This is a genomic window from Candidatus Pantoea bituminis (assembly GCF_018842675.1).
GTDB lineage: Bacteria > Pseudomonadota > Gammaproteobacteria > Enterobacterales > Enterobacteriaceae > Pantoea > Pantoea phytostimulans.
Window position 1 is genome coordinate 465,255 of record NZ_JAGTWO010000004.1, and the last position, 19,641, is coordinate 484,895.

Consider the following 19,641-nt stretch of genomic DNA (forward strand, 5'->3'; position numbering starts at 1 on the left):
TTTATGTCACCATCAGCGCGCGAATCAACATCAAATAAGACGCATAACCCATGAAAAAAAGCTTTCTGTTTGTACTGCTGCTGGCCTCTGGTGCCGCGCAGGCACAATCCCATCTCGATAACATTCTCAGCAGTAAGACGTTGAAAGTCTGCACCACTGGCGATTACAAGCCTTACAGCTATCTGCGTTCAGATGGCAATTATGAAGGGCTGGACATCAGCATGGCGCAGTCGCTGGCGGCTTCACTTGGCGCAAAAGTCGAATGGGTGCCCACCACATGGAAAACCCTGATGCAGGATTTCCTCGCGAAGCACTGCGACATCGCGCTCGGTGGCGTGTCGGTGACATTAAAACGTCAGCAAACGGCGTGGTTCGCTCAGCCGCTGGGAGTAGACGGAAAAATTCCGCTGGTGCGCTGTACGGATAAAGAAAAATATCAAACCGTTGAGCAGTTAAATAAGCCCAGCGTCCGTTTGATTGAACCGGCGGGCGGCACCAACGAAGCCTTTGTCCATAGTCATTTACCACAGGCTTCGCTGACGTTGTTCCACGATAACGTCACCATTTTCCAGCAGTTGGTGGATAACAAAGCGGATGTGATGATCACCGATGCCTCAGAAGCGCTTTATCAGCAGAAGCGCTTTCCGCAACTTTGTGCGTTGAATGCGGATAAACCGCTGCAATATGGCGAGAAGGCTTACATGATTCCGCGTGATGACATCAGCTGGAAGCAGTATGTCGATCAATGGCTGCATCTGAGTACGGCGACCGGTGAATATGCGCGCGTTGCAGAACAATGGATGGGCGTTAGTCAGTAAAAAAGTGTTAACGGAACAGGCCGGGATCGTCCCGGCCTTTTATTGCCTTTAATAAAGGTTGGCTTTACCCAAACCACCAAACAGGTTCATCTTGTAGCGAATGACCGCTTTGGCTGCATCAATCGCTTCTGGATAGATAACATTCGGGTCCCACCAGGTTTCACGCGTTAACACTTCACGGACTTTCTGGAAGTAAGCGAACTTCATGTCGCTGGAAATATTGATTTTTCCGACACCTAACGTCACAGCCTCCGCTACTTCGGCATCGGGATTAGCTGATCCGCCATGCAGCACCAGCGGAATATCGACGCGCTGCGAGATCTCTCGCAAAATATGCATCTGCAATTCTGGCTTCATATCTTTTGGATAGATGCCGTGTGCGGTGCCAATCGCCACCGCTAAAGTATCAACGCCGGTACGCTGAACATAATCTTCGGCCTGAGCCGGATCGGTGTAGATGACTTTACTGACGCCGCCTTCAACCGAGGTTCCCGTATCGCCGATGGTGCCCAACTCGCCCTCTACCGAAACGCCTACTGCATGCGCCAGTTTCACGACTTCTTTGGTCAATGCCACGTTCTCTTCATAAGGCAGCAGCGAACCATCGATCATTACCGAGGTGAACCCGCACTGAATTGCACGCAACACCTGCGCCACCGAAGCGCCATGATCAAGGTGCAGAGTAAAGGGCACTTTGCTTTTCAGCGTACGCTCGCGGACGTAGCCAAAGAACGCATCGGTGACAAACTCCAGTTCGCTGGGATGGATCGAAATAATGGCCGGGGTTTGCGTTGCTTCTGCTTCTTCTACCACTGCACGAATAAAGCAGCTATCCGCCACGTTAAACGCGCCAATGGCGAAACGGTGTTGGCGAGTAGGGCTTAACATCTCTTTCATTGAAATCAACATGTTAACTATTCCTCAGCTTGTTTTACGACAAAGGGTTCCCGCGCCTGTGTGGTCACAGACTTTTTTGCGGTGATCTAAAAAGGATTATCAGGCTTGGTTAGCAGCGCCTGACCAGCTCAAATATTCAATAACCACTTCACGGCAGGCGGATTCCATTAATCCTTGTAAATCCGCCAGTTCAGCATCGGGATGTTTTTTCAGCGCCTGCTGCAATGCCTGTTTTCCGGCATCAAACACCGCAGCACCGACATTGATTTTGACCACACCATGCTGACTGACGCGGCGAATATCATCGGCGGGCGTACCGCTGCCGCCATGCAGCGCGAGTGGAACGGATGAAGCCGCGTGTATCTCGCTCAAGCGCTGAAAGTCGATTTGCGGTTTAACGCCAGCCGGATAAAGGCCGTGCGCTGTGCCCACCGAAACCGCCAGCAGATCGATTTGAGTCTGTTCAATAAAGGGCAGCACATCTTTCACCTGCGTCATTTTCACCGCCGCATCCGCCCGTTCATAGGTAGGCGCATCGGCGATATGCCCCAGCTCGCCTTCAACGCACACGCCTGTGGTATGCGCCATGTTCACTACTTGCGCGGTCTGCCGAATATTCTCCGTTAGCGGCTCTGATGAAGCATCAATCATCAGGCCGGTAAAACCTGCGCGAAAGGCTTGCCCAATCAACGCAAAAGCTTTGCCATGATCGAGTGCCAGCGCAATCGGGACGTTGGCCGCTTCAGCCAGCGCTCGCACCAGCGGCACGGCAATGGCGGGCGGGAAGTGTGCGCTGTGCCCCTGATAAACGTTGAGGATCAGCGGCGCACGCTGCTGCTCGGCAGCCTGAATAGCTGCGCGGGCAGTTTCCAGATTGAAGCAGTTGATAGCCAGCACCGCATACTTGCCGCGTGCTGCCTGAGTAATCAGGTCGTTCATTGCTGCATACATACATGGCTCCTTATTCCAGCGTGAATTTGATGTCATCGTCGCGAACACTGTGGTCTTCCACGTCGTCAAACTCTTCATCCGCTTGGGTAACCGTTTTTTTCAGCAGAGAAAGCATCACGCCGCATATTGCCGTGCCGATACCGAGCGCCAGACAAAACAGCCAAGGTTTGGTAAACAGCGGCACCACGAACATGCCACCGTGCGGCACTGGCGCTTCCACGCCCCAGACCATGATCAATCCGCCAGCAATGGAAGAGGCCACTACGCAACTACCGACCACACGGAACAAGTCGCGGGCAGCAATCGGAATCACACCTTCGGTGATCATGCAGATACCCATCGGAAAGGCTGCTTTTAGCGCCTCTTTTTCTGCCTGCGTATATTTGTGACGCGTTAACAGGTAGGAAAGGGTGATGCCAAACGGGGGAATAATCGAACCGACAAATTTCACCGCTTCAGGGCCATAAATACCGTCAACTAACATGCCATCGGCGAACAGCGACATGGTTTTGTTGATTGGCCCACCGAAGTCAAAGGTCGCCATTGCACCCAGAATGGCACCCATCACAAACTTCGAGCCGCCCTGCATCGACTCCAGCAGCGTAATCAAGGTCTTTTGTAGCCAGACAATCGGCTGGCCCACAAACGTCATCATCAGCAGTCCAGCGATAACCGTGCTGAGCACTGGCAATATCATGACGGGCATCAATCCCTGCATCGACTGCGGCAGTTTGATGCTGCGGCGCAGTAGCAGCACGGTGTAGCCCACCAGAAAACCGCCGAGAATGCCGCCGATAAAACCGGTGCCGATCTGCCCGCAGATGAAACCGACGATCAGGCCGGGTGCAAAACCGGGTCGATCAGCAATCGAATATGCGATCGCCGCGCTGATCAACGGCACGATCAATCCCATTCCCCATCCGCCGATCTGGTTAAGCATCCAGGCGATACTGCCGGTCTGTTTACCGACGTCGGGACCCCGATCACCTGACCTAGCGCGATACAGATCCCGGCTGCGACGATCAGCGGGATCATCCATGAAATCCCAGTGAGAAGATGCCCTTTGATCTCTTGACCATATTGCCGTTTGATAGTGTTCATGCTGGATCTCCTCACGCACGCGCCAGTGAATCCGCCACTTTCTCGAGGAATTTAACCGGCGACTTGATCACCACTTCGGTTTTCACTCTCACGATCGGTTTGCCGCGAAAGCGATCTTCACCGCTGATTTTCACATCAACTGCCAGAATCACTACATCCGCCGCCGCAATAGCTTCATGGCTTAAGGCATTTTCAGTACCGATGGTGCCTTGCGTTTCAACCTGGATGGTATGACCCAGCGCGTGTGCGCCTTTAATCAGTTTTTCACGCGCAATATAGGTATGCGCGATGCCCGCCGTGCAGGCGGCAACACAGACGATATTCATGTTTTACCTCGGGATTGTAGGATTAACAGAGATCGGTTTCGGCGTACTGACTAAACAGCCGGATGATTTTGCTGGGATCGTTTTCTGCCAGCAGTTGGGCAATCACCTCATCATCGGCCAGCGCGCTGGCCACTTGTGACAACAGGCGAATATGGGTGGTGTTCTGATCTTCGAGCCGTACCGCAAACAGAATGATGCAGCGCACCGCACTGTCATCCAGCGTTTCCCACGGAATGTCATGTTGCGTACGGCCAATCGCCAGCGTGGTTTGCAGCACCGCAGAGGATTTCCCGTGCGGAATAGCAACATGATTTTCAAAGCCGGTAGAACCTTCCGCCTCGCGCAGCCAGACATCCTCTATAAATGCCTGTTTGTCGCTGATGGCGCCGTCCTGATAAAGCAGTTCGGTTAATTCATTTATTACCTCTTCCTTGCTGGTAGCGTGCAGTGCCAGGTTTACGCGGCGCGGGTTAAGAATGCGGGAAATATCCATCAGTCAAACCTCATTCAATTAATTGCCATAGCGCAATGCGCCGTGTGCGGCAGCTGGCTGCCAATCATCGCTTCCGTCACGCGCCGAATGTCGTCGTCATTAAAAAAGGCGGTAACGTAAACCATCGGTAAATCAGTGCTATCGAGATGAATCGTAGTGATCACTAAATCCACCGTTTCCTGCTGGCAAAAGCGGCTCAGATTGTTGGCAGAGACCACGCCGACGATGATCCAATCCGGGAAAGCGCGCAGAATGCGGCTTTTCAACAGATGCGAAGTGCCTACGCCGCTGGAGCAGACCACCAAAATGCGTTTATGGGCAATCTGCCGCTCCAGTGCGGCCTGGAAATGTACGCAGAGATAACCCACTTCATCATCCGCCACGGTTGAGAGCTGGAAGTGCTTTGCCGTCAGACGCATGGCGAGTTGCGTCAACGAAAATATCTCGCTTAACTCATTTTTAATATCATCGAGTAAAGGGTTACGGATATTAATGTGATATTTAAGTCGATTGATGAGTGGCTTAATATGAATAAGTAACCCTTCAAATAATAAGCGGTCCTGGGATACGTCACGTTGAATTAATTCTGAGAAGCAGCGGATTAATTCATGGGTTATTTTTAACGACTCTTCACTGGCGAATTGATATTGTGCGGCCATTTCATTGCCACGCTCTTCCATGACAATGCCAGACGAAACGATATACTGATAAATAAAACCGACTTCATCGACGGGCAAGGGTGCTTGAATACGTTGCTCAATGCGCGTCACCATCTGGCGAGCAATAAGTAAAATGCGACTGTCCAGTTCCGATGAACTGAGTGCCGACGGCAGCGACAACGCGTTTCCCTGCGCCATACGATGCATCATGATCAAAATATGGGTGCAGAGATTAATGTAGTAGGCATCGCTGAGCGGATAACTCAACTGCTGCTCCATCTGCTGCAGCAAAGCCTGCACGAAGGCGACATCCTGTTCACCGAAATAGTGAATCAGCGCCTGATAGCTGCCCGGATCGAGGCGTGGTTCCAGTGAGTTGCTGGCCGTATGATGCTGCATAACGTCATTGATCAGCGAAACGATCGCCTGACGCAGCGCCTGCTCGCTGCCCTCAACGTGTGTGCCGCTCTGGCTGCGCACCAGCAGCAATCCCAGCGGTTGCAGCCACTCTTCAATCACTCTTAAATCATTCACTATTGACGCATGGCTAATGAAGTAGCGCTCTGAAAGCTTGCTGATTGAGGTTTCTCGCGGTGATTCACTCAGCAGTTGCGAAGCAATCTTCACGCGACGTGCATTATGACTAAACCCTTCTGACCAATGTTCTTCGCTGGTCAAATGCTGTTCCAGCTGTGCTCTTTGCTGCATGTCACCAATCTGTAAACGCAATCCACGGCCCGGCAATTTTTCTATTGCGATGTGCCAGTCGACCAGCCATAGCTCAATACTTTGTAAGTCACGGTAGATACTTTTCTCTGAGACTTCTAACTGTTGCGCCAGCAGCAGCAAAGTAAGCGGGGCGCTGTTTTGCAGCAGTAATTTCAGCAGGCGATGTTGTCTTGACGTCAAATTTTGCATGAGTCACCTTATCTTTAAAGCTGCGTATATTTCTTTTCGCTGCTTTAGCGGAGTTAATTAAATCAAGAGACAAGCGTGCAATAAAAATCAGGTCGTAAGGCATGGAGATAAATTTAGGTGGGGTCGGAAATAACGACAATACTAAATCTTGTCCAGTTACGGGACAGCGTTAATACGATAAGGCTTGGTGAGTTTTTAATTGCGAACGCGATCACAATTAATTATTACTATTATTTTGTGAGCGTTATCTCATTCTGTTTTTTATTTACGCGCTGGGTCACATAAAAAAAGGATTAATTCTCAGCCTGCCGTGCCACGCTTCCCCTGTGACTAAATCAGGCGAATAAGGTACTATCCTCGCCAAACAACCGTCGGGTGTCCCGCTGTTGTGGGCCACGATGTGAGGATGAAAGCATAATGAGTGAATTGACGCAGGATGGTGCAGAGCGTCTTGCCTTGCACACATTTACTGAGAATGCGTACTTAAACTATTCCATGTACGTGATCATGGACCGCGCCTTGCCTTATATTGGTGACGGTTTGAAGCCGGTTCAGCGCCGCATTGTTTACGCCATGTCGGAACTGGGGCTAAACAACAGCGCAAAATTTAAAAAATCTGCCCGTACCGTGGGTGATGTATTGGGTAAATACCATCCGCACGGCGACAGCGCCTGTTATGAAGCGATGGTGTTAATGGCGCAGCCGTTTTCCTACCGCTATCCGCTGGTTGATGGTCAGGGAAACTGGGGCGCACCGGACGATCCGAAATCGTTCGCAGCAATGCGTTACACCGAATCTCGCCTGTCAAAATATGCCGAAGTGCTGTTGGGCGAATTAGGCCAGGGCACGGTTGATTACATCCCCAACTTTGACGGCACGATGCAAGAGCCGAAAATGTTGCCGGCGCGTCTGCCCAATATCCTGCTAAACGGCACCACCGGTATTGCCGTGGGGATGGCGACCGACATTCCACCGCACAACTTGCGTGAAGTGGCACAGGCGGTGATTGCGCTGATCGATAATCCTAAAACCACGCTGGATGATCTGCTGGATATCGTTCAGGGACCTGATTTCCCGAATGAAGCGGAAATCATTACGCCGCGCGACGAGATCCGTAAAATCTACCAGAATGGCCGTGGCTCTATTCGTCAGCGCGCAGTCTATAAGAAAGAAGATGGCGAAGTGGTGATCAGCGCTTTACCGCATCAGGTTTCGGGTGCGCGCGTGCTGGAGCAGATTGCTAACCAGATGCGCAATAAAAAGCTGCCGATGGTGGAGGATTTACGTGATGAATCCAACCATGAGAACCCAACGCGCTTAGTGATCGTGCCGCGATCCAATCGCGTCGATCTCGATCAGGTGATGAACCATCTGTTCGCCACCACCGATCTGGAAAAAGCTATCGCGTAAACCTGAATATGATCGGCCTGGATAACCGTCCAGCGGTGAAAAACCTGCTGGAGATCCTATCCGAATGGCTGGTGTACCGTCGCGATACCGTGCGTCGTCGCCTGAATTACCGGTTAGAGCGCGTGCTGCGTCGTTTGCATATCCTTGATGGTTTGCTGGTGGCGTTTCTCAATATTGATGACGTGATTCATATCATCCGTACCGAGGACGAACCAAAACAGGTATTGATGTCGCGCTTTGATATCAGCGAAACCCAGTCTGAAGCGATCCTCGAACTGAAACTGCGCCATTTGGCGAAGTTGGAAGAGATGAAGATTCGTGGCGAGCAGAGCGAACTGGAAAAAGAGCGTGATCAGCTGCAGGCGATTTTGGCTTCCGAACGCAAAATGAACACGCTGCTGAAGAAAGAATTGCAAGCCGACAGCGCCAGCTACGGCGATGATCGCCGTTCTCCGCTGCGTGAACGTGAAGAAGCGAAAGCCCTGAGTGAAACGGAACTGGTTCCGTCAGAACCGGTCACTATTGTGTTGTCGCAAATGGGCTGGGTGCGCAGCGCCAAAGGTCATGATATTGATCCCAGCGGTTTGAGCTACAAAGCTGGCGACAGTTATCTGGCTGCGGCACGCGGCAAGAGTAATCAGCCGGTGGCATTCATCGATTCCACGGGGCGCAGCTATACGCTGGATCCCACTTCATTACCTTCCGCACGCGGGCAGGGCGAGCCGTTAACGGGCAAGCTGACGCCGCCGCCGGGCGCGGTAGTTGAACAAGTGTTGATGGAGCCTGACGACCAACGGCTGTTGATGGCGTCAGATGCGGGCTACGGTTTCATTTGTACGTTTAACGATCTGGTGTCGCGTAACCGCGCCGGTAAAGCGTTGCTGACGCTGCCGGACAATGCGCGCGTCATGACACCCATGGCGGTTCATCATGAAGATGACATGCTGCTGGCGATCACCCAAGCTGGACGGATGCTGATGTTCCCGGTCGGTGAGCTGCCGCAAATGTCGAAAGGCAAGGGTAACAAGATTATCTCTATTCCGTCTGCAGAAGCGGCAGCGGGTACAGACAAGCTGGCGTGGCTGATGATTCTGCCGCCAGGTAGCAATATCACGCTGCACGTAGGTAAACGTAAGTTATTGCTGCGCAGTGAAGAGTTACAAAAATTCCGCGCCGATCGCGGTCGTCGAGGCACCTTGCTGCCACGCGGCCTGCAAAAAATTGATCGTGTGGAGCTGGACGCCCCAGCGCGTCCAGGAAATACGGATAGCGAAGAGTAAGCAACCGGGCTGACATTCGCGTCAGCCTCGGGACAATGAGGAAGCTATGTTACTAATACTGCGTACGATTATCGTGGTGATTTATTCAATCCTGGTGTGCGTGTTTGGCTGTATCTGGTGTCTGTTTTCACCGCGCAATCCACGCCATGTCGCCACTTTTGGTCATCTGTTCGGAAAATTGTCGACAGTGTTTGGCGTTAAGGTAGAGTTAAGAAGGCCACCGGGCGCGGATAAGTACGGTAATGCGATTTACATCGCGAACCACCAGAACAACTACGACATGATCACTGCCGCTAAAATCGTGCAGCCTACCACGGTGACGGTCGGTAAAAAGACGCTGTTGTGGGTGCCATTTTTTGGTCTGCTCTATTGGTTGGCCGGTAACTTGCTGATCGACCGTGATAATCGCTCTAAAGCGCATGGCACCATCGGTGAGTTAGTGGATCAGTTCAACAAAAAGCGTATCTCGTTCTGGATGTTCCCGGAAGGAACCCGCAGCCGTGGACGCGGCCTGCTGCCGTTTAAAACGGGCGCATTTCATGCCGCCGTTGCAGCGGGTGTGCCAATCATCCCGATTGTGGTGTCTAACACGCATGGAAAGATTAACCTAAACCGCCTGAAAAACGGTTTAGTGATCGTTGAAATGCTGGAGCCGGTGGATATAAAGCAGTTTGAGGCCACATCGGTACGTAAACTGGCTACGCATTGTCGTGAATTGATGGCGGCGAAGCTGGAAGAGCTTAACGCCGAAGTCGAAGAACGCGAAAAAAACGGTAAAATCTGACCGGCGAGTTCATCGCCGACTATCCTGCAGGGATGCCTACGGCAGCGGACTCTTTTGTCGCTGCCGTAAACGCAGCACAGCAAATACAGCAATAAAAACAGGGTTGGCGTTTGAACGCCACGCGTAAAAGGTCAGAAGTTTTATGTCTTTCAGCAGACGTCAGTTCATCCAGCTTTCTGCTGGAGTGGCGCTTAGCGCCAGTGCCATACCTCATGCGGCTCGTGCCGCCTCAAATCCCAGTGGCGAAACGCCGCTTCCGATTCCGCCGTTGATTGAATCACGTCGCGGCCAACCGCTGTTTCTGACTTTACAGCGCAGCCATTGGTCATTTAGCGGCGACAATAATAAAGTCCCGGTGTGGGGCCTGAACGGCATGTATCTTGGGCCGACAGTGCGCGTCTACAGCGGTGATGATGTCAAACTCATCTACAGCAACCGTCTTAATGAACCGGTTTCAATGACCGTTAGCGGCTTGCTCTTGCCGGGGGCGCTGATGGGCGGCGCACCGCGCATGATGTCGGCGGGTGCTGACTGGGCACCGGTATTGCCGATTCGTCAGGGCGCATCAACGTGCTGGTATCACGCCAATACGCCAAACCGTATGGCACCGCACATCTATAACGGCCTGGCGGGAATGTGGTTGATTGAAGATGACGTCAGCAAGCAGTTACCGTTACCAAACCATTATGGCGTCGACGATTTCCCTATCATCATTCAAGACAAGCGGCTCGATAACTTTGCTACGCCGGTGTATGACCCGCCGCAAGATGGCGGTTTTCTTGGCGATACGCTGTTGGTTAATGGTGTGCGCAATCCGTTTGTTGAAGTGTCACGCGGCTGGGTGCGTTTACGCTTGCTGAACGCCTCGAATGCCCGTCGCTATGAAATGAGCCTGAGCGACAATCGTCCCTTTACCGTGATCGCTAGCGATCAAGGTTTTTTGCCCGCGCCGGTTGCCGTGCAGCGGCTAACCCTGGCACCAGGCGAACGCCGAGAAGTGCTTGTGGATATGTCGCAGGGCGATGAAGTCTCCATTACCGCCGGTACAGCAGCAAGCATTATGGATCGTCTGCGCGGCTTCTTTGAGCCTTCATCCATTTTGACCTCAACGCTGATTTTGACGCTGCGTCCAACCGGCTTACTGCCGCTGGTGACAGACACGTTACCGATGCGGTTACTGCCGGATCAGATCCTTGATGGCGTTGCATCACGTACGCGTGAATTCCGCCTCGGCGACAGCATGCCGGGTATTAATGGCGCTATGTGGGATATGAATCGCATTGACACCACGACACAGCAAGGCACGTTTGAGCGCTGGATCGTGCGAGCCGATCGTCCACAGGCACTGCATATTCAGGGTGTGATGTTCCTGATTAAAAGTGTGAACGGTGCGCAACCGATGGGCGAGGATCGCGGCTGGAAAGATACGGTTTGGGTGGATGGTGATGTGGAGTTGTTAGTGAGTTTCCCGCAAAGTTCGTCCGATCATTTCCCTTTTGTTTACTACAGCCAAACGCTGGAGTTAGCCGACCGCGGTACAGCGGGGCAGTTGGTGGTGAACCCAACGAATTGATGGTGAAGGTACGCGCTGAGTACTGAGCGCGCTGTCCCCCATCCCGGCCTTCCCCGCGAAGCGGAGGAAGGAGACGCTGCCACATGCAGGTAAATAGCTGACATAGGGCAGCATCTTCCTCCCCATGTATGGGGGAGGACCGAGGTGGGGGACAAACGACCTCGCACTTCAGAGGACTGAGGTGGGGGACAAACGACGTCATCTGCGCGCTGTCCCCCATCCCGGCCTTCCCCCGCGAAGCGGGGAAGGAGACGCTGCCACATGCAGGTAAATAACTGACATAGGGCAGCATCTTCCTCCCCCATGTATGGGGGAGGATTGAGGTGGGGGCAAACAACCTCGCACTCAATCAGCCGTTAAAGGTCTCAGGATTCGGCCCCAAACGGTTGCCGCTGTCCAGTTTGGCAATCTCACTCACTTCATGTTTATCCAGACGGAAATCAAACACCTTAAAGTTTTCCTCAATGCGTTCTGGTGTGACGGATTTCGGAATCACCACCAAACCGCTGTCGAGATGCCAGCGAATCACAATCTGGGCGGCTGTTTTACCGTACTTTTTCGCCAGCTCTTTAATGATCGCCTGATCAAATACGCCTTCACCGCCCTGCGCCAGCGGACTCCAGGATTCAGTCTGAATCTGATGCATTGCATTCCAGGCATGCAGCGTGCGCTGTTGCAGCATAGGATGCAGCTCAATCTGATTCACCACTGGCGTCACACCGGTTTCATCCAATAGACGTTTTAAATGTGCTTCATGGAAATTACAGACACCGATGCTTTTGGCCAGGCCTTGTTGCTGTAGTTCGATCATCTTTTTCCAGGCATCAACATAATGATCTTTTTCTGGGCACGGCCAGTGCATCAAATAGAGATCAACCTTGTCTAGTTTGAGTTTTTCCAGACTGGTTTCCAGGGCTTGTTGCACGTTCTGTTGATCGTCATTCCACAGTTTGGTCGTAACAAAAATATCTTCGCGCGCCACGTCAGTTTCCTGCAAGGCCTGCCCGATCGCTTCCTCATTTTTGTAGGCCGCAGCGGTATCGATGGAACGATAGCCGACATCCAGCGCTTTCAGCACCGCTTTGCGCGCATCTTCAATGCTCGCCTGCCACACGCCAAGTCCCAGTTGCGGCATCATGTTGCCATCGTGCAGTTTGATAATGGGTTGGTCTGCCATACTTGCTCCTTTATGTTGCAGTTAACCTGTGACTTTCAATGTGTTTAAGTCTAGCCAACAATTTTGAGGCTGCTTTTCAGCATGGTAGGCAAACGGCGCTTTTGCACTGCCTGATCCTGTTAGCTTCTTGCCCGATTCTCCATTTTGCTGGCGATTCAGGCACGCGCACGGCAGACTGATCGTTTTATATATCCAGGAGTGTTTATGGCGCACGACGCTCTTTGTCATCGCCTGGCGCAGCAGGTGGTGGCGTTAATGACCCACGACCACGCCCGCTTGTGTCCGGTTGAAAATGTCTCGCTGATCTATGCCAATCAATATCGTCCGCGTACGCCGATGATGTATCAGCCAGGTATCGTCATTCTGTTTCAGGGCAGCAAAACCGGCTATCTGGGCAGCACGGTCTTCCAATATGACGCGACAAAATATTTGATGCTGACCGTGCCGTTACCGGTGGAGTGTGAAACCTGGGCTTCACCTGAGCAGCCTATCGCGGGCCTGTGTCTGAACGTGGATACCGCCAGCCTGCAGGATCTGCTGATTGAGATTGGTGATGACGAAGCCTTTCAGCCACAACCACAAACGTCGGGTATTCATTCAGCCTGGCTGACAGAGCCGATGCTGTGCGCCGCAGAACGTCTGTTGGATGTCATGCTCCAGCCGCGTGACGCCCGCGTGCTTGGGCCGCAAATCGTGCGTGAGATTATCTATTACGTGCTGACGGGGCCGATCGGCGGTGCGCTGCTGTCACTGGTGAGCCGCCAAACGCAGTTCAGCCAGATAGCCCGTGCGCTGCGCCGCATTGAAAATCATTTTGCTGATAATCTCAGCGTGGATACGCTCGCGGCGGAAGTTAACATGAGCGTGTCAGCGTTTCATCACAACTTTAAAGCCGTGACGCAAACCTCACCGCTGCAATACCTCAAGCGCTATCGACTGCATCAGGCGCGATTATTAATGTTGCATGAAGGGATGAAAGCGAGCGTGGCGGCGGTACGAGTTGGCTACGAAAGCCCATCGCAATTTTCGCGGGAGTTTAAACGCTATTTTGGCGTGACGCCGGGAGAAGAGGTGAATCGCGTGCGTCAGACGGTGGCAGAGCCATCTGCCTGACGCACGCGGTCTGGTCAGGCTTTGCTTTGCCGACGCTTTTTCCAAATAATCGCGATGCTGCCAGCCAATCCAAGAAACAGCAACACCATCGGCAGCACCATTAAAATCGCCATCACCTGATCTTCATGGCGTTTGATGAAAGGCACCTGACTGATGCCATAACCAAACGCCACCACAATGCCCACCCACAGCGCGCCGCTCAGCCAGTTAAACAGCTGGAAACGGCCATTCTGCAAGCCTGAAATGCCCGCCATGGTGGGTAAAATGGTACGCACAAAGGCGAGAAAGCGGCCTACCAGCAGCGCCATCAAACCGTGACGATTAAACATATTCCAGGCGCGCTGGTGATACTGTGCCGGTAAATGCATCAGCCAGCCTTTCACTATTTTGGTATTGCCTAGCCAGCGCCCCTGCAAATAACTGAGCCAACAGCCGAGGCTGGCGGCGGTGGTCAAAATCACCATGGTGGGAATAAAATCCATCACGCCTTTAGCGACCATCGCACCCGCCAGCAGCAGCAAGCTGTCACCGGGAAGAAACGAAGCGGGTAACAGACCATTTTCTAAAAACAGCGTCAAAAACATCACGCCGTAAACTACCCACACCACGTCTGGATTAGCCAGCGCCGCAAAGTCCTGATGCCAGAGCGCGTGGACAATCTCGTGTAATACACCCATTAGCTTTCCCATCAAGTCACAAGGATTCTATACCCGTCATATTTTAAGCGGCGGCGCGTTGACCATGCTGACTCGCAGCTGAGTCAATTCCTGTGGCTAACAACCTTGCCGCTCTACTGCGCTCAAACTATTCAGGATATATTTTAACAGTTAGCCAGCAGCGACCTGTTGATCTCTGCGGGTTGCCGTCGCACGGTTTACGTTTTGTTGATATTCGTTAGCGCGCCAGACGCGCAAAGCCCGCCGCAAGGTCGGCAAGCAAATCATCGACATGTTCTAAACCAATATGCAGACGCACCAGCGTGCCGTCGAAATCAACGCCACCCGCCGGGCGAATAGCGGCCAGCTCTTCTGGCTGGTTCGCCAGAATCAGCGATTCATAGCCGCCCCACGAGTACGCCATGCTGAAGTGATGAAAATGATCGAGATAGTGCGCCAGCTGCTCGTGGCTTAATTTTTCTTTCAACACGAACGAAAACAGCCCGCTGCTGCCGGTGAAGTCACGTTGCCAAAATTCATGGCCTTTACACTGTGGCAACGCCGGATGATTAACGCGTGCCACTTCAGGGCGCGCCGCCAACCATTCAGCAACCTGCATGCCGCTCTCTTCATGCTGACGCAGACGAGTGCCCAGCGTGCGTAAACCCCGGCTCGCCATATAAGCGGTGTCGGCATCGACCATCTGGCCCATCAAATAGGAATTTTCACGCAGTTGATCCCAGCAGCGCGCGTTAGCCACTGCGGTGCCGATCATCGCGTCGCTGTGACCAATTAAATACTTGGTGCCTGCCTGAATAGAAATATCTACGCCATGCGCCAGTGCGTTAAACAAGATGCCTGCGGCCCAGGTGTTATCAATCATGATAATCGCGTCGGGGGCTTTAGCGCGTACTGCCGCCACGATGGCAGGTACATCCTGCACTTCTAAAGTGATTGAGGCGGGAGATTCAAGAAACACCACGCGGGTATTCGGCTGCACTAACGCGCCGATTTCGCTGCCAATGCAGTGATCAAAATAGGTGGTGGAAACCTGAAGTTTGCTTAGAATTTTGTCGCAGAAGTCTTGGGTCGGCTCATACACCGCGCCGCTCATCAAAATATGATCGCCAGCTTCAACAAACGCCAAAATCGCGTTCGACACGGCTGCTGCACCACAAGGATAAAGCACGCAGCCTGCGCCGCCTTCCAGTTCTGTCATCGCGTCTTGCAGCGCGAAATGCGTCAGCGTGCCGCGACGGCCATAAAAAAGTTCGCCTTTGGCGCGCCCTGCGGTGGCCTGTTTTTTTCCGCTACGGTGTCAAAAACTAATGAAGAAGCACGTTGAATGACGCTGTTTACCGAGCCTTGGGTATAACGCTTGCTGCGTCCTGCGCTAACGAGCGTGGTATCAATCTTTTTGGTGGTCATTTTTCTCTACCTTGCCGCTTCCAACAAAGGCTTCACGTTAACATGAAACCGGTGGCAGGGTTGACTCTGAATAATGATTATCAGAGCACGGCGCAGTAAAAAACGGGCCTGTTCAGCCCGTTTTTTTCCTGCTACATCACACCCATTATTCGGGGTAACCAGAGCGAAATGGCCGGAATATAGGTTATCAGCATCAAGACAATAAACAGCATGCCGTAGAACGGCAGCATCGCCCCGACAACTTGCTCAATCTTCTGTTTACTCACCGCGCTGGCAACGAATAAAACCGTCCCTACCGGCGGCGTAATTAAACCAATGCCAAGGTTGGTTAGCATGATCATACCAAAATGCACCGGATCGATGCCTAACGCGGTTGCCACTGGCAGCAGCACCGGTGTCAGAATAAGAATCAGCGGTGCCATATCCATCAGTGTGCCAACCACTAACAGCAGCACGTTGATGCACATCAAAATCACGTACTTATTACTGGAAAAACTGGTAAAGGCTTCGGTGATGAGGGTTGGCAACTGCATAAAGGTCATTATCGCACCAAACCCAGCGGCAAACGCGATCAGCACCATTACAATGGTCACGGTTTTGATGGTGCGAAACAGCAGAATATGCAGCTGATTCCATTTAAAATCGCGATAGATGAACATGGTGACGAAGAACGCCCAGACACAAGCAATGGCTGCTGATTCAGAGGCGGTGAATATGCCAGAGAGAATCCCGCCCATAATGATGATGACGGTAAACAAGCCCCAAAATGCATCGAAGAAAATCTTCAGCGCCTGACGAAACGGAATTCGCTCACCTTTTGGATAACCACGTTTCCGCGCAAAGCCGAGGCACATCACCATCAAACAGCCGCCCAGCATCAATCCTGGTAAAATACCCGCCACAAACAGAGATGAAATAGTGACCATGCCGCCCGTCGCCAGCGAATAAATCACCGAGTTGTGGCTCGGCGGTGTTAACACCGCCTGCACCGAACCGCTGGCGGTCACGGCGGCGGCGAAATCACGCGGATAGCCTTTCTCTTCCATCTGCGGAATCATCACTGAACCAATCGAGGCGGTATCCGCCACCGAGGAACCTGAGATTGCACCAAAGAAAGTTGAGGCGACAATATTCACCAGCGACAAGCCGCCGCGAATGAAGCCGACGAAGATATAGGCAAAATTCACCAGCCGTCGCGCAATGCCGCCTTCAGCCATGATCGCGCCGGCCAGAATGAAGAACGGAATAGTCAGCAGGGAAAACTTGTTGATGCCGTTGGTAATTTGAATCACCACCGCTTCTAGCGGCAGATCAATCCACCAGGCGCCAATAAAGGCGCTCAGGCCGACAGCAAACGCCACCGGAAAACCCAGCATCAGCAGCACCAGCAAACTGCCAATCAAAATCAGTGCGTCCATTTTTCTGCTCCTGTTAGTGGGTGCCGCCCAAAGTAACTATGGGTCGCTGACTTTGGTCGCCATTCAGCAACCGCTCAACAACAAACAGCAGGGTAAAGATGGCGCCAATCGGTATCGGTAAATACATCTCGCCGTAGGTCACCAGCGGCAGCGAGGCGAGCGGCTGAATCCACATCGCTTCACACAGGTTGTAGCTGGCCTGGAAGATCACCAGACAGGTGATAATCATCAACAGATCACAGACGCGCAGCATCAGGCGTTGCGTATTTGGTGACAGGCGATCGGTGACCATCGACACGCAAATATGTGTACCCGCTCGCAGTCCAACCGGCGCGCCGATAAAGGTAAAAATGATCATACAGATGATGGCCACCGGTTCCGGCCAGGCTAGAGCGCCGTTCATCACGTAGCGGGCGAAAATCCCGATCGGAATCACCGTCACCATAATCAATAGCGCGACCGCGGCGATCAGCATGCACAGCAGATAAACCCCATCCATCAGACGAGAATATGCAGTCATAATTGATACCTGATTGAGCACGCCACATGGCAATGTGGCGCGGGAAGGGTTATTTCACGTCGGCGATCTGCGTCATCAGACTCTGGTATTTGCCGCCAAACTGATCGCGTACCGGTTGAGTCGCTTTAACAAAATAGTCCCGATTGGTTTGCTGGAAGGTCACACCGCCCGCTTTCATCTTGGCGATCGACTGGTCGGTGTAGGTGGCCCAAAGTTGGCGCTCTTCATCCTGCGCCTCTTTACCGAGCTTCTTCAGCAGCACCTGATCTTCAGGCTTCATGCGATCCCAGGCGCGTTTTGAAAACAGGATCATCTCGGGTTGAATAAAGTGTCCACTCAGCGTGTAGTACTTAGCGACCGGCATGTAGTTGTGGGCGACAAACGTCGGTGGGTTGTTCTCCGTGCCATCAACCACACCGGTTTGCATCGCACTAAAGACTTCACTCACGCCCATTGCCACCGGATTTGCGCCCATCGCTTTCAACGTTGCGAGCGAAATCGCACTATTTTGCACACGGATCTTCATGCCTTTTAGGTCTTCTGGTTTCGCCAGCGGCTTTTTAGTGATCATGTTACGCTCACCGGCATCGGTCCAGCCGAGAAACACCATGCGGGTATTGGGATCCTGATCGAACTTCTCGACGATCTCTTTGCCCACATCGCCATCCAGTACTTTGTGCATATGATCGACATCGCGGAAAATATAGGGCAGCGTTAACACGCTGGTTTCTGGTGCGATGGTGGTCACGGGTGCCAGCGACACGCGGATCATATCGATCGCACCCAGTTGAACCTGCTGCAGCGCTTGATCTTCATCGCCGAGAACGCCGCCCGCATAGATTTTCATCTCCAGCCGGCCGTTGGTTGCTGTTTTGAGCTTCTCGCCCATGCTTTGCAGCGCCACTACCGTTGGATAACCGGCGGGTTGAACTTCCGCCACCTTCAATACCTGTGCAGAAGCCGCAGCGCTGAATAATATCGCTGCGGCAGAAAGGGGCACAGCAAGGCGTGTTTTCATCGTTGTCATTCTTTTTCTCCAGCATGGGAAGGGCAGTAAAGGAACGGCGCATAGGTATTAGCCAGCAGGGTGGCCGCTTGGCATCAGCATTCATGAAAATGTGGTACGGCGAAACAAAGCAATAACGATTGGATGAATAAGATCACATTTTGAAACGATGTTTTAATAAATTTATATGCACCGTCACAATTTCAAAACATCCTTATAAATTGTCGAGGATCCAATCAGATTGCGTTTAAAAAACGCATCTTTGGTTTGTAAATAGTAATGAGAACTACTATCAATTCGCTGGTTTTTTGCTATTATTCGCGCTTGTTCCGCATCCGTGCACATGAGTTGGAGAAGCAGCGTGGTAGCCAGTGATTTGATGCAAACGGACCTCTCCGTTTGGGGCATGTATCAACATGCCGATATCGTGGTAAAAGTGGTGATGATTGGCCTGTTGTTGGCTTCAGTCGTGACGTGGGCCCTCTTTTTCGGCAAATTTGCTGAACTGACATCGGCCAAACGACGCCTGAAACGCGAACAATTAGCGCTGGGCGAAGCCCGCAACCTCAATGACGCCACACGTGCTGCCCAGCAGTTCACCGACAACAGCCACAGCGCTGTACTGCTGAACGATGCGCGTAACGAGCTTGAGCTTTCTGCCGGTGCTGAAGACACCAACGGCATTAAAGATCGTACCAGCTTCCGCCTTGAGCGCCGTGTTGCGGCCTTTAGCCGTCACGCCGGTCGTGGTAATGGTTTTCTGGCCACCATCGGTTCGGTCTCGCCTTTTATCGGGTTGTTCGGCACTGTTTGGGGCATCATGAACAGCTTTATCGGCATCGCTAAAACCCAGACCACTAACCTGGCTGTGGTTGCGCCGGGCATCGCAGAAGCGTTACTGGCAACGGCAATTGGCCTGATCGCAGCGATTCCTGCGGTGGTGATCTACAACGTTTTCGCTCGCATGATCGCCAGCTACAAAGCGTCGCTGGGCGACGTTGCTGCGCAGGTTTTGCTGCTGCAAAGCCGTGACATCGATCTGGGTAACGTCGCTTCTCAACCTGAAGCAGCGCGTCCTGCGACAGCGCAAAAACTGCGTTTAGGATAAGTTCT

The 19,641-nt window shown here is 52.6% G+C and carries 15 protein-coding genes and 3 pseudogenes; 6 read left to right on the forward strand and 12 right to left on the reverse strand.

Going from position 1 to position 19,641, the window contains the following annotated elements:
* Positions 1-50: 50 nt before the first annotated feature.
* Positions 51-818: a transporter substrate-binding domain-containing protein gene (locus KQP84_RS05970; protein ID WP_215845571.1), complete on the forward strand. Its 768-nt coding sequence runs from the start codon at positions 51-53 to the stop codon at positions 816-818.
* A 48-nt stretch (positions 819-866) separates the two neighbouring features.
* Here KQP84_RS05970 and KQP84_RS05975 read toward each other — a convergent pair whose 3' ends face one another.
* The 6 genes and pseudogenes from KQP84_RS05975 to KQP84_RS06000 form a co-directional block, all read right to left on the reverse strand.
* A complete protein-coding gene (locus KQP84_RS05975; protein WP_215845572.1) occupies positions 867-1,727 on the reverse strand; it encodes a ketose-bisphosphate aldolase in 861 nt (286 codons plus the stop codon).
* Between the two features lie 87 nt (positions 1,728-1,814).
* Positions 1,815-2,666 carry a class II fructose-bisphosphate aldolase gene (locus tag KQP84_RS05980; protein ID WP_215845573.1) on the reverse strand — a complete coding sequence of 284 codons (852 nt, stop codon included), beginning with the start codon at positions 2,664-2,666 and terminating at the stop codon, positions 1,815-1,817.
* Positions 2,667-2,676: 10 nt separating this feature from the next.
* Positions 2,677-3,767, reverse strand: a pseudogene (locus KQP84_RS05985) (PTS fructose transporter subunit IIC).
* An 11-nt stretch (positions 3,768-3,778) separates the two neighbouring features.
* On the reverse strand, positions 3,779-4,093 hold the full coding sequence (locus KQP84_RS05990) for a PTS fructose transporter subunit IIB (protein WP_215845574.1): 315 nt from the start codon (positions 4,091-4,093) through the stop codon (positions 3,779-3,781).
* Positions 4,094-4,115: 22 nt separating this feature from the next.
* Positions 4,116-4,586, reverse strand: a complete 471-nt coding sequence (locus KQP84_RS05995; RefSeq protein WP_215845575.1) for a PTS sugar transporter subunit IIA — start codon at positions 4,584-4,586, stop codon at positions 4,116-4,118.
* Between the two features lie 14 nt (positions 4,587-4,600).
* Positions 4,601-6,163 carry a BglG family transcription antiterminator gene (locus KQP84_RS06000; RefSeq protein WP_215845576.1) on the reverse strand — a complete coding sequence of 521 codons (1,563 nt, stop codon included), beginning with the start codon at positions 6,161-6,163 and terminating at the stop codon, positions 4,601-4,603.
* Between the two features lie 417 nt (positions 6,164-6,580).
* Here KQP84_RS06000 and parC point away from each other — a divergent pair.
* The 3 genes and pseudogenes from parC (at position 6,581) to ftsP (ending at position 11,210) form a co-directional block, all read left to right on the forward strand.
* A pseudogene (parC, locus tag KQP84_RS06005) lies at positions 6,581-8,853 on the forward strand (DNA topoisomerase IV subunit A).
* Between the two features lie 46 nt (positions 8,854-8,899).
* Complete coding sequence (locus tag KQP84_RS06010; protein WP_215845577.1) at positions 8,900-9,637, forward strand: 1-acylglycerol-3-phosphate O-acyltransferase; 738 nt, start codon at positions 8,900-8,902, stop codon at positions 9,635-9,637.
* A gap of 142 nt (positions 9,638-9,779) precedes the next feature.
* A complete protein-coding gene (gene ftsP / locus KQP84_RS06015) occupies positions 9,780-11,210 on the forward strand; it encodes a cell division protein FtsP (protein WP_215845578.1) in 1,431 nt (476 codons plus the stop codon).
* 349 nt (positions 11,211-11,559) lie between these two features.
* Here ftsP and dkgA read toward each other — a convergent pair whose 3' ends face one another.
* Positions 11,560-12,387, reverse strand: a complete 828-nt coding sequence (dkgA, locus tag KQP84_RS06020) for a 2,5-didehydrogluconate reductase DkgA (RefSeq protein ID WP_215845579.1) — start codon at positions 12,385-12,387, stop codon at positions 11,560-11,562.
* Between the two features lie 204 nt (positions 12,388-12,591).
* Here dkgA and KQP84_RS06025 point away from each other — a divergent pair, with 204 nt between their 5' ends.
* The gene (locus KQP84_RS06025; protein WP_215845580.1) at positions 12,592-13,500 is read left to right on the forward strand and encodes an AraC family transcriptional regulator; all 909 of its coding nucleotides are present in this window, start codon (positions 12,592-12,594) and stop codon (positions 13,498-13,500) included.
* A 14-nt stretch (positions 13,501-13,514) separates the two neighbouring features.
* On the opposite strand, the gene KQP84_RS06030 is transcribed toward KQP84_RS06025, so the two are convergent.
* The 5 genes and pseudogenes from KQP84_RS06030 to KQP84_RS06050 form a co-directional block, all read right to left on the reverse strand.
* On the reverse strand, positions 13,515-14,177 hold the full coding sequence (locus KQP84_RS06030) for a DedA family protein (protein ID WP_215845581.1): 663 nt from the start codon (positions 14,175-14,177) through the stop codon (positions 13,515-13,517).
* A 217-nt stretch (positions 14,178-14,394) separates the two neighbouring features.
* Positions 14,395-15,584, reverse strand: a pseudogene (metC, locus tag KQP84_RS06035) (cystathionine beta-lyase).
* Between the two features lie 131 nt (positions 15,585-15,715).
* Positions 15,716-17,002 carry a TRAP transporter large permease gene (locus KQP84_RS06040; RefSeq protein ID WP_215845582.1) on the reverse strand — a complete coding sequence of 429 codons (1,287 nt, stop codon included), beginning with the start codon at positions 17,000-17,002 and terminating at the stop codon, positions 15,716-15,718.
* A gap of 13 nt (positions 17,003-17,015) precedes the next feature.
* Positions 17,016-17,522, reverse strand: coding sequence for a TRAP transporter small permease (locus KQP84_RS06045; RefSeq protein WP_215845583.1), 507 nt, complete (start codon positions 17,520-17,522; stop codon positions 17,016-17,018).
* A 49-nt stretch (positions 17,523-17,571) separates the two neighbouring features.
* Positions 17,572-18,549 (reverse strand): TRAP transporter substrate-binding protein, encoded by a 978-nt coding sequence (locus tag KQP84_RS06050; RefSeq protein WP_215845584.1) that lies wholly within the window; start codon positions 18,547-18,549, stop codon positions 17,572-17,574.
* 358 nt (positions 18,550-18,907) lie between these two features.
* Here KQP84_RS06050 and exbB point away from each other — a divergent pair, with 358 nt between their 5' ends.
* Complete coding sequence (gene exbB, locus KQP84_RS06055) at positions 18,908-19,636, forward strand: tol-pal system-associated acyl-CoA thioesterase (protein ID WP_215848216.1); 729 nt, start codon at positions 18,908-18,910, stop codon at positions 19,634-19,636.
* The last annotated feature ends 5 nt before the right edge of the window (positions 19,637-19,641 follow it).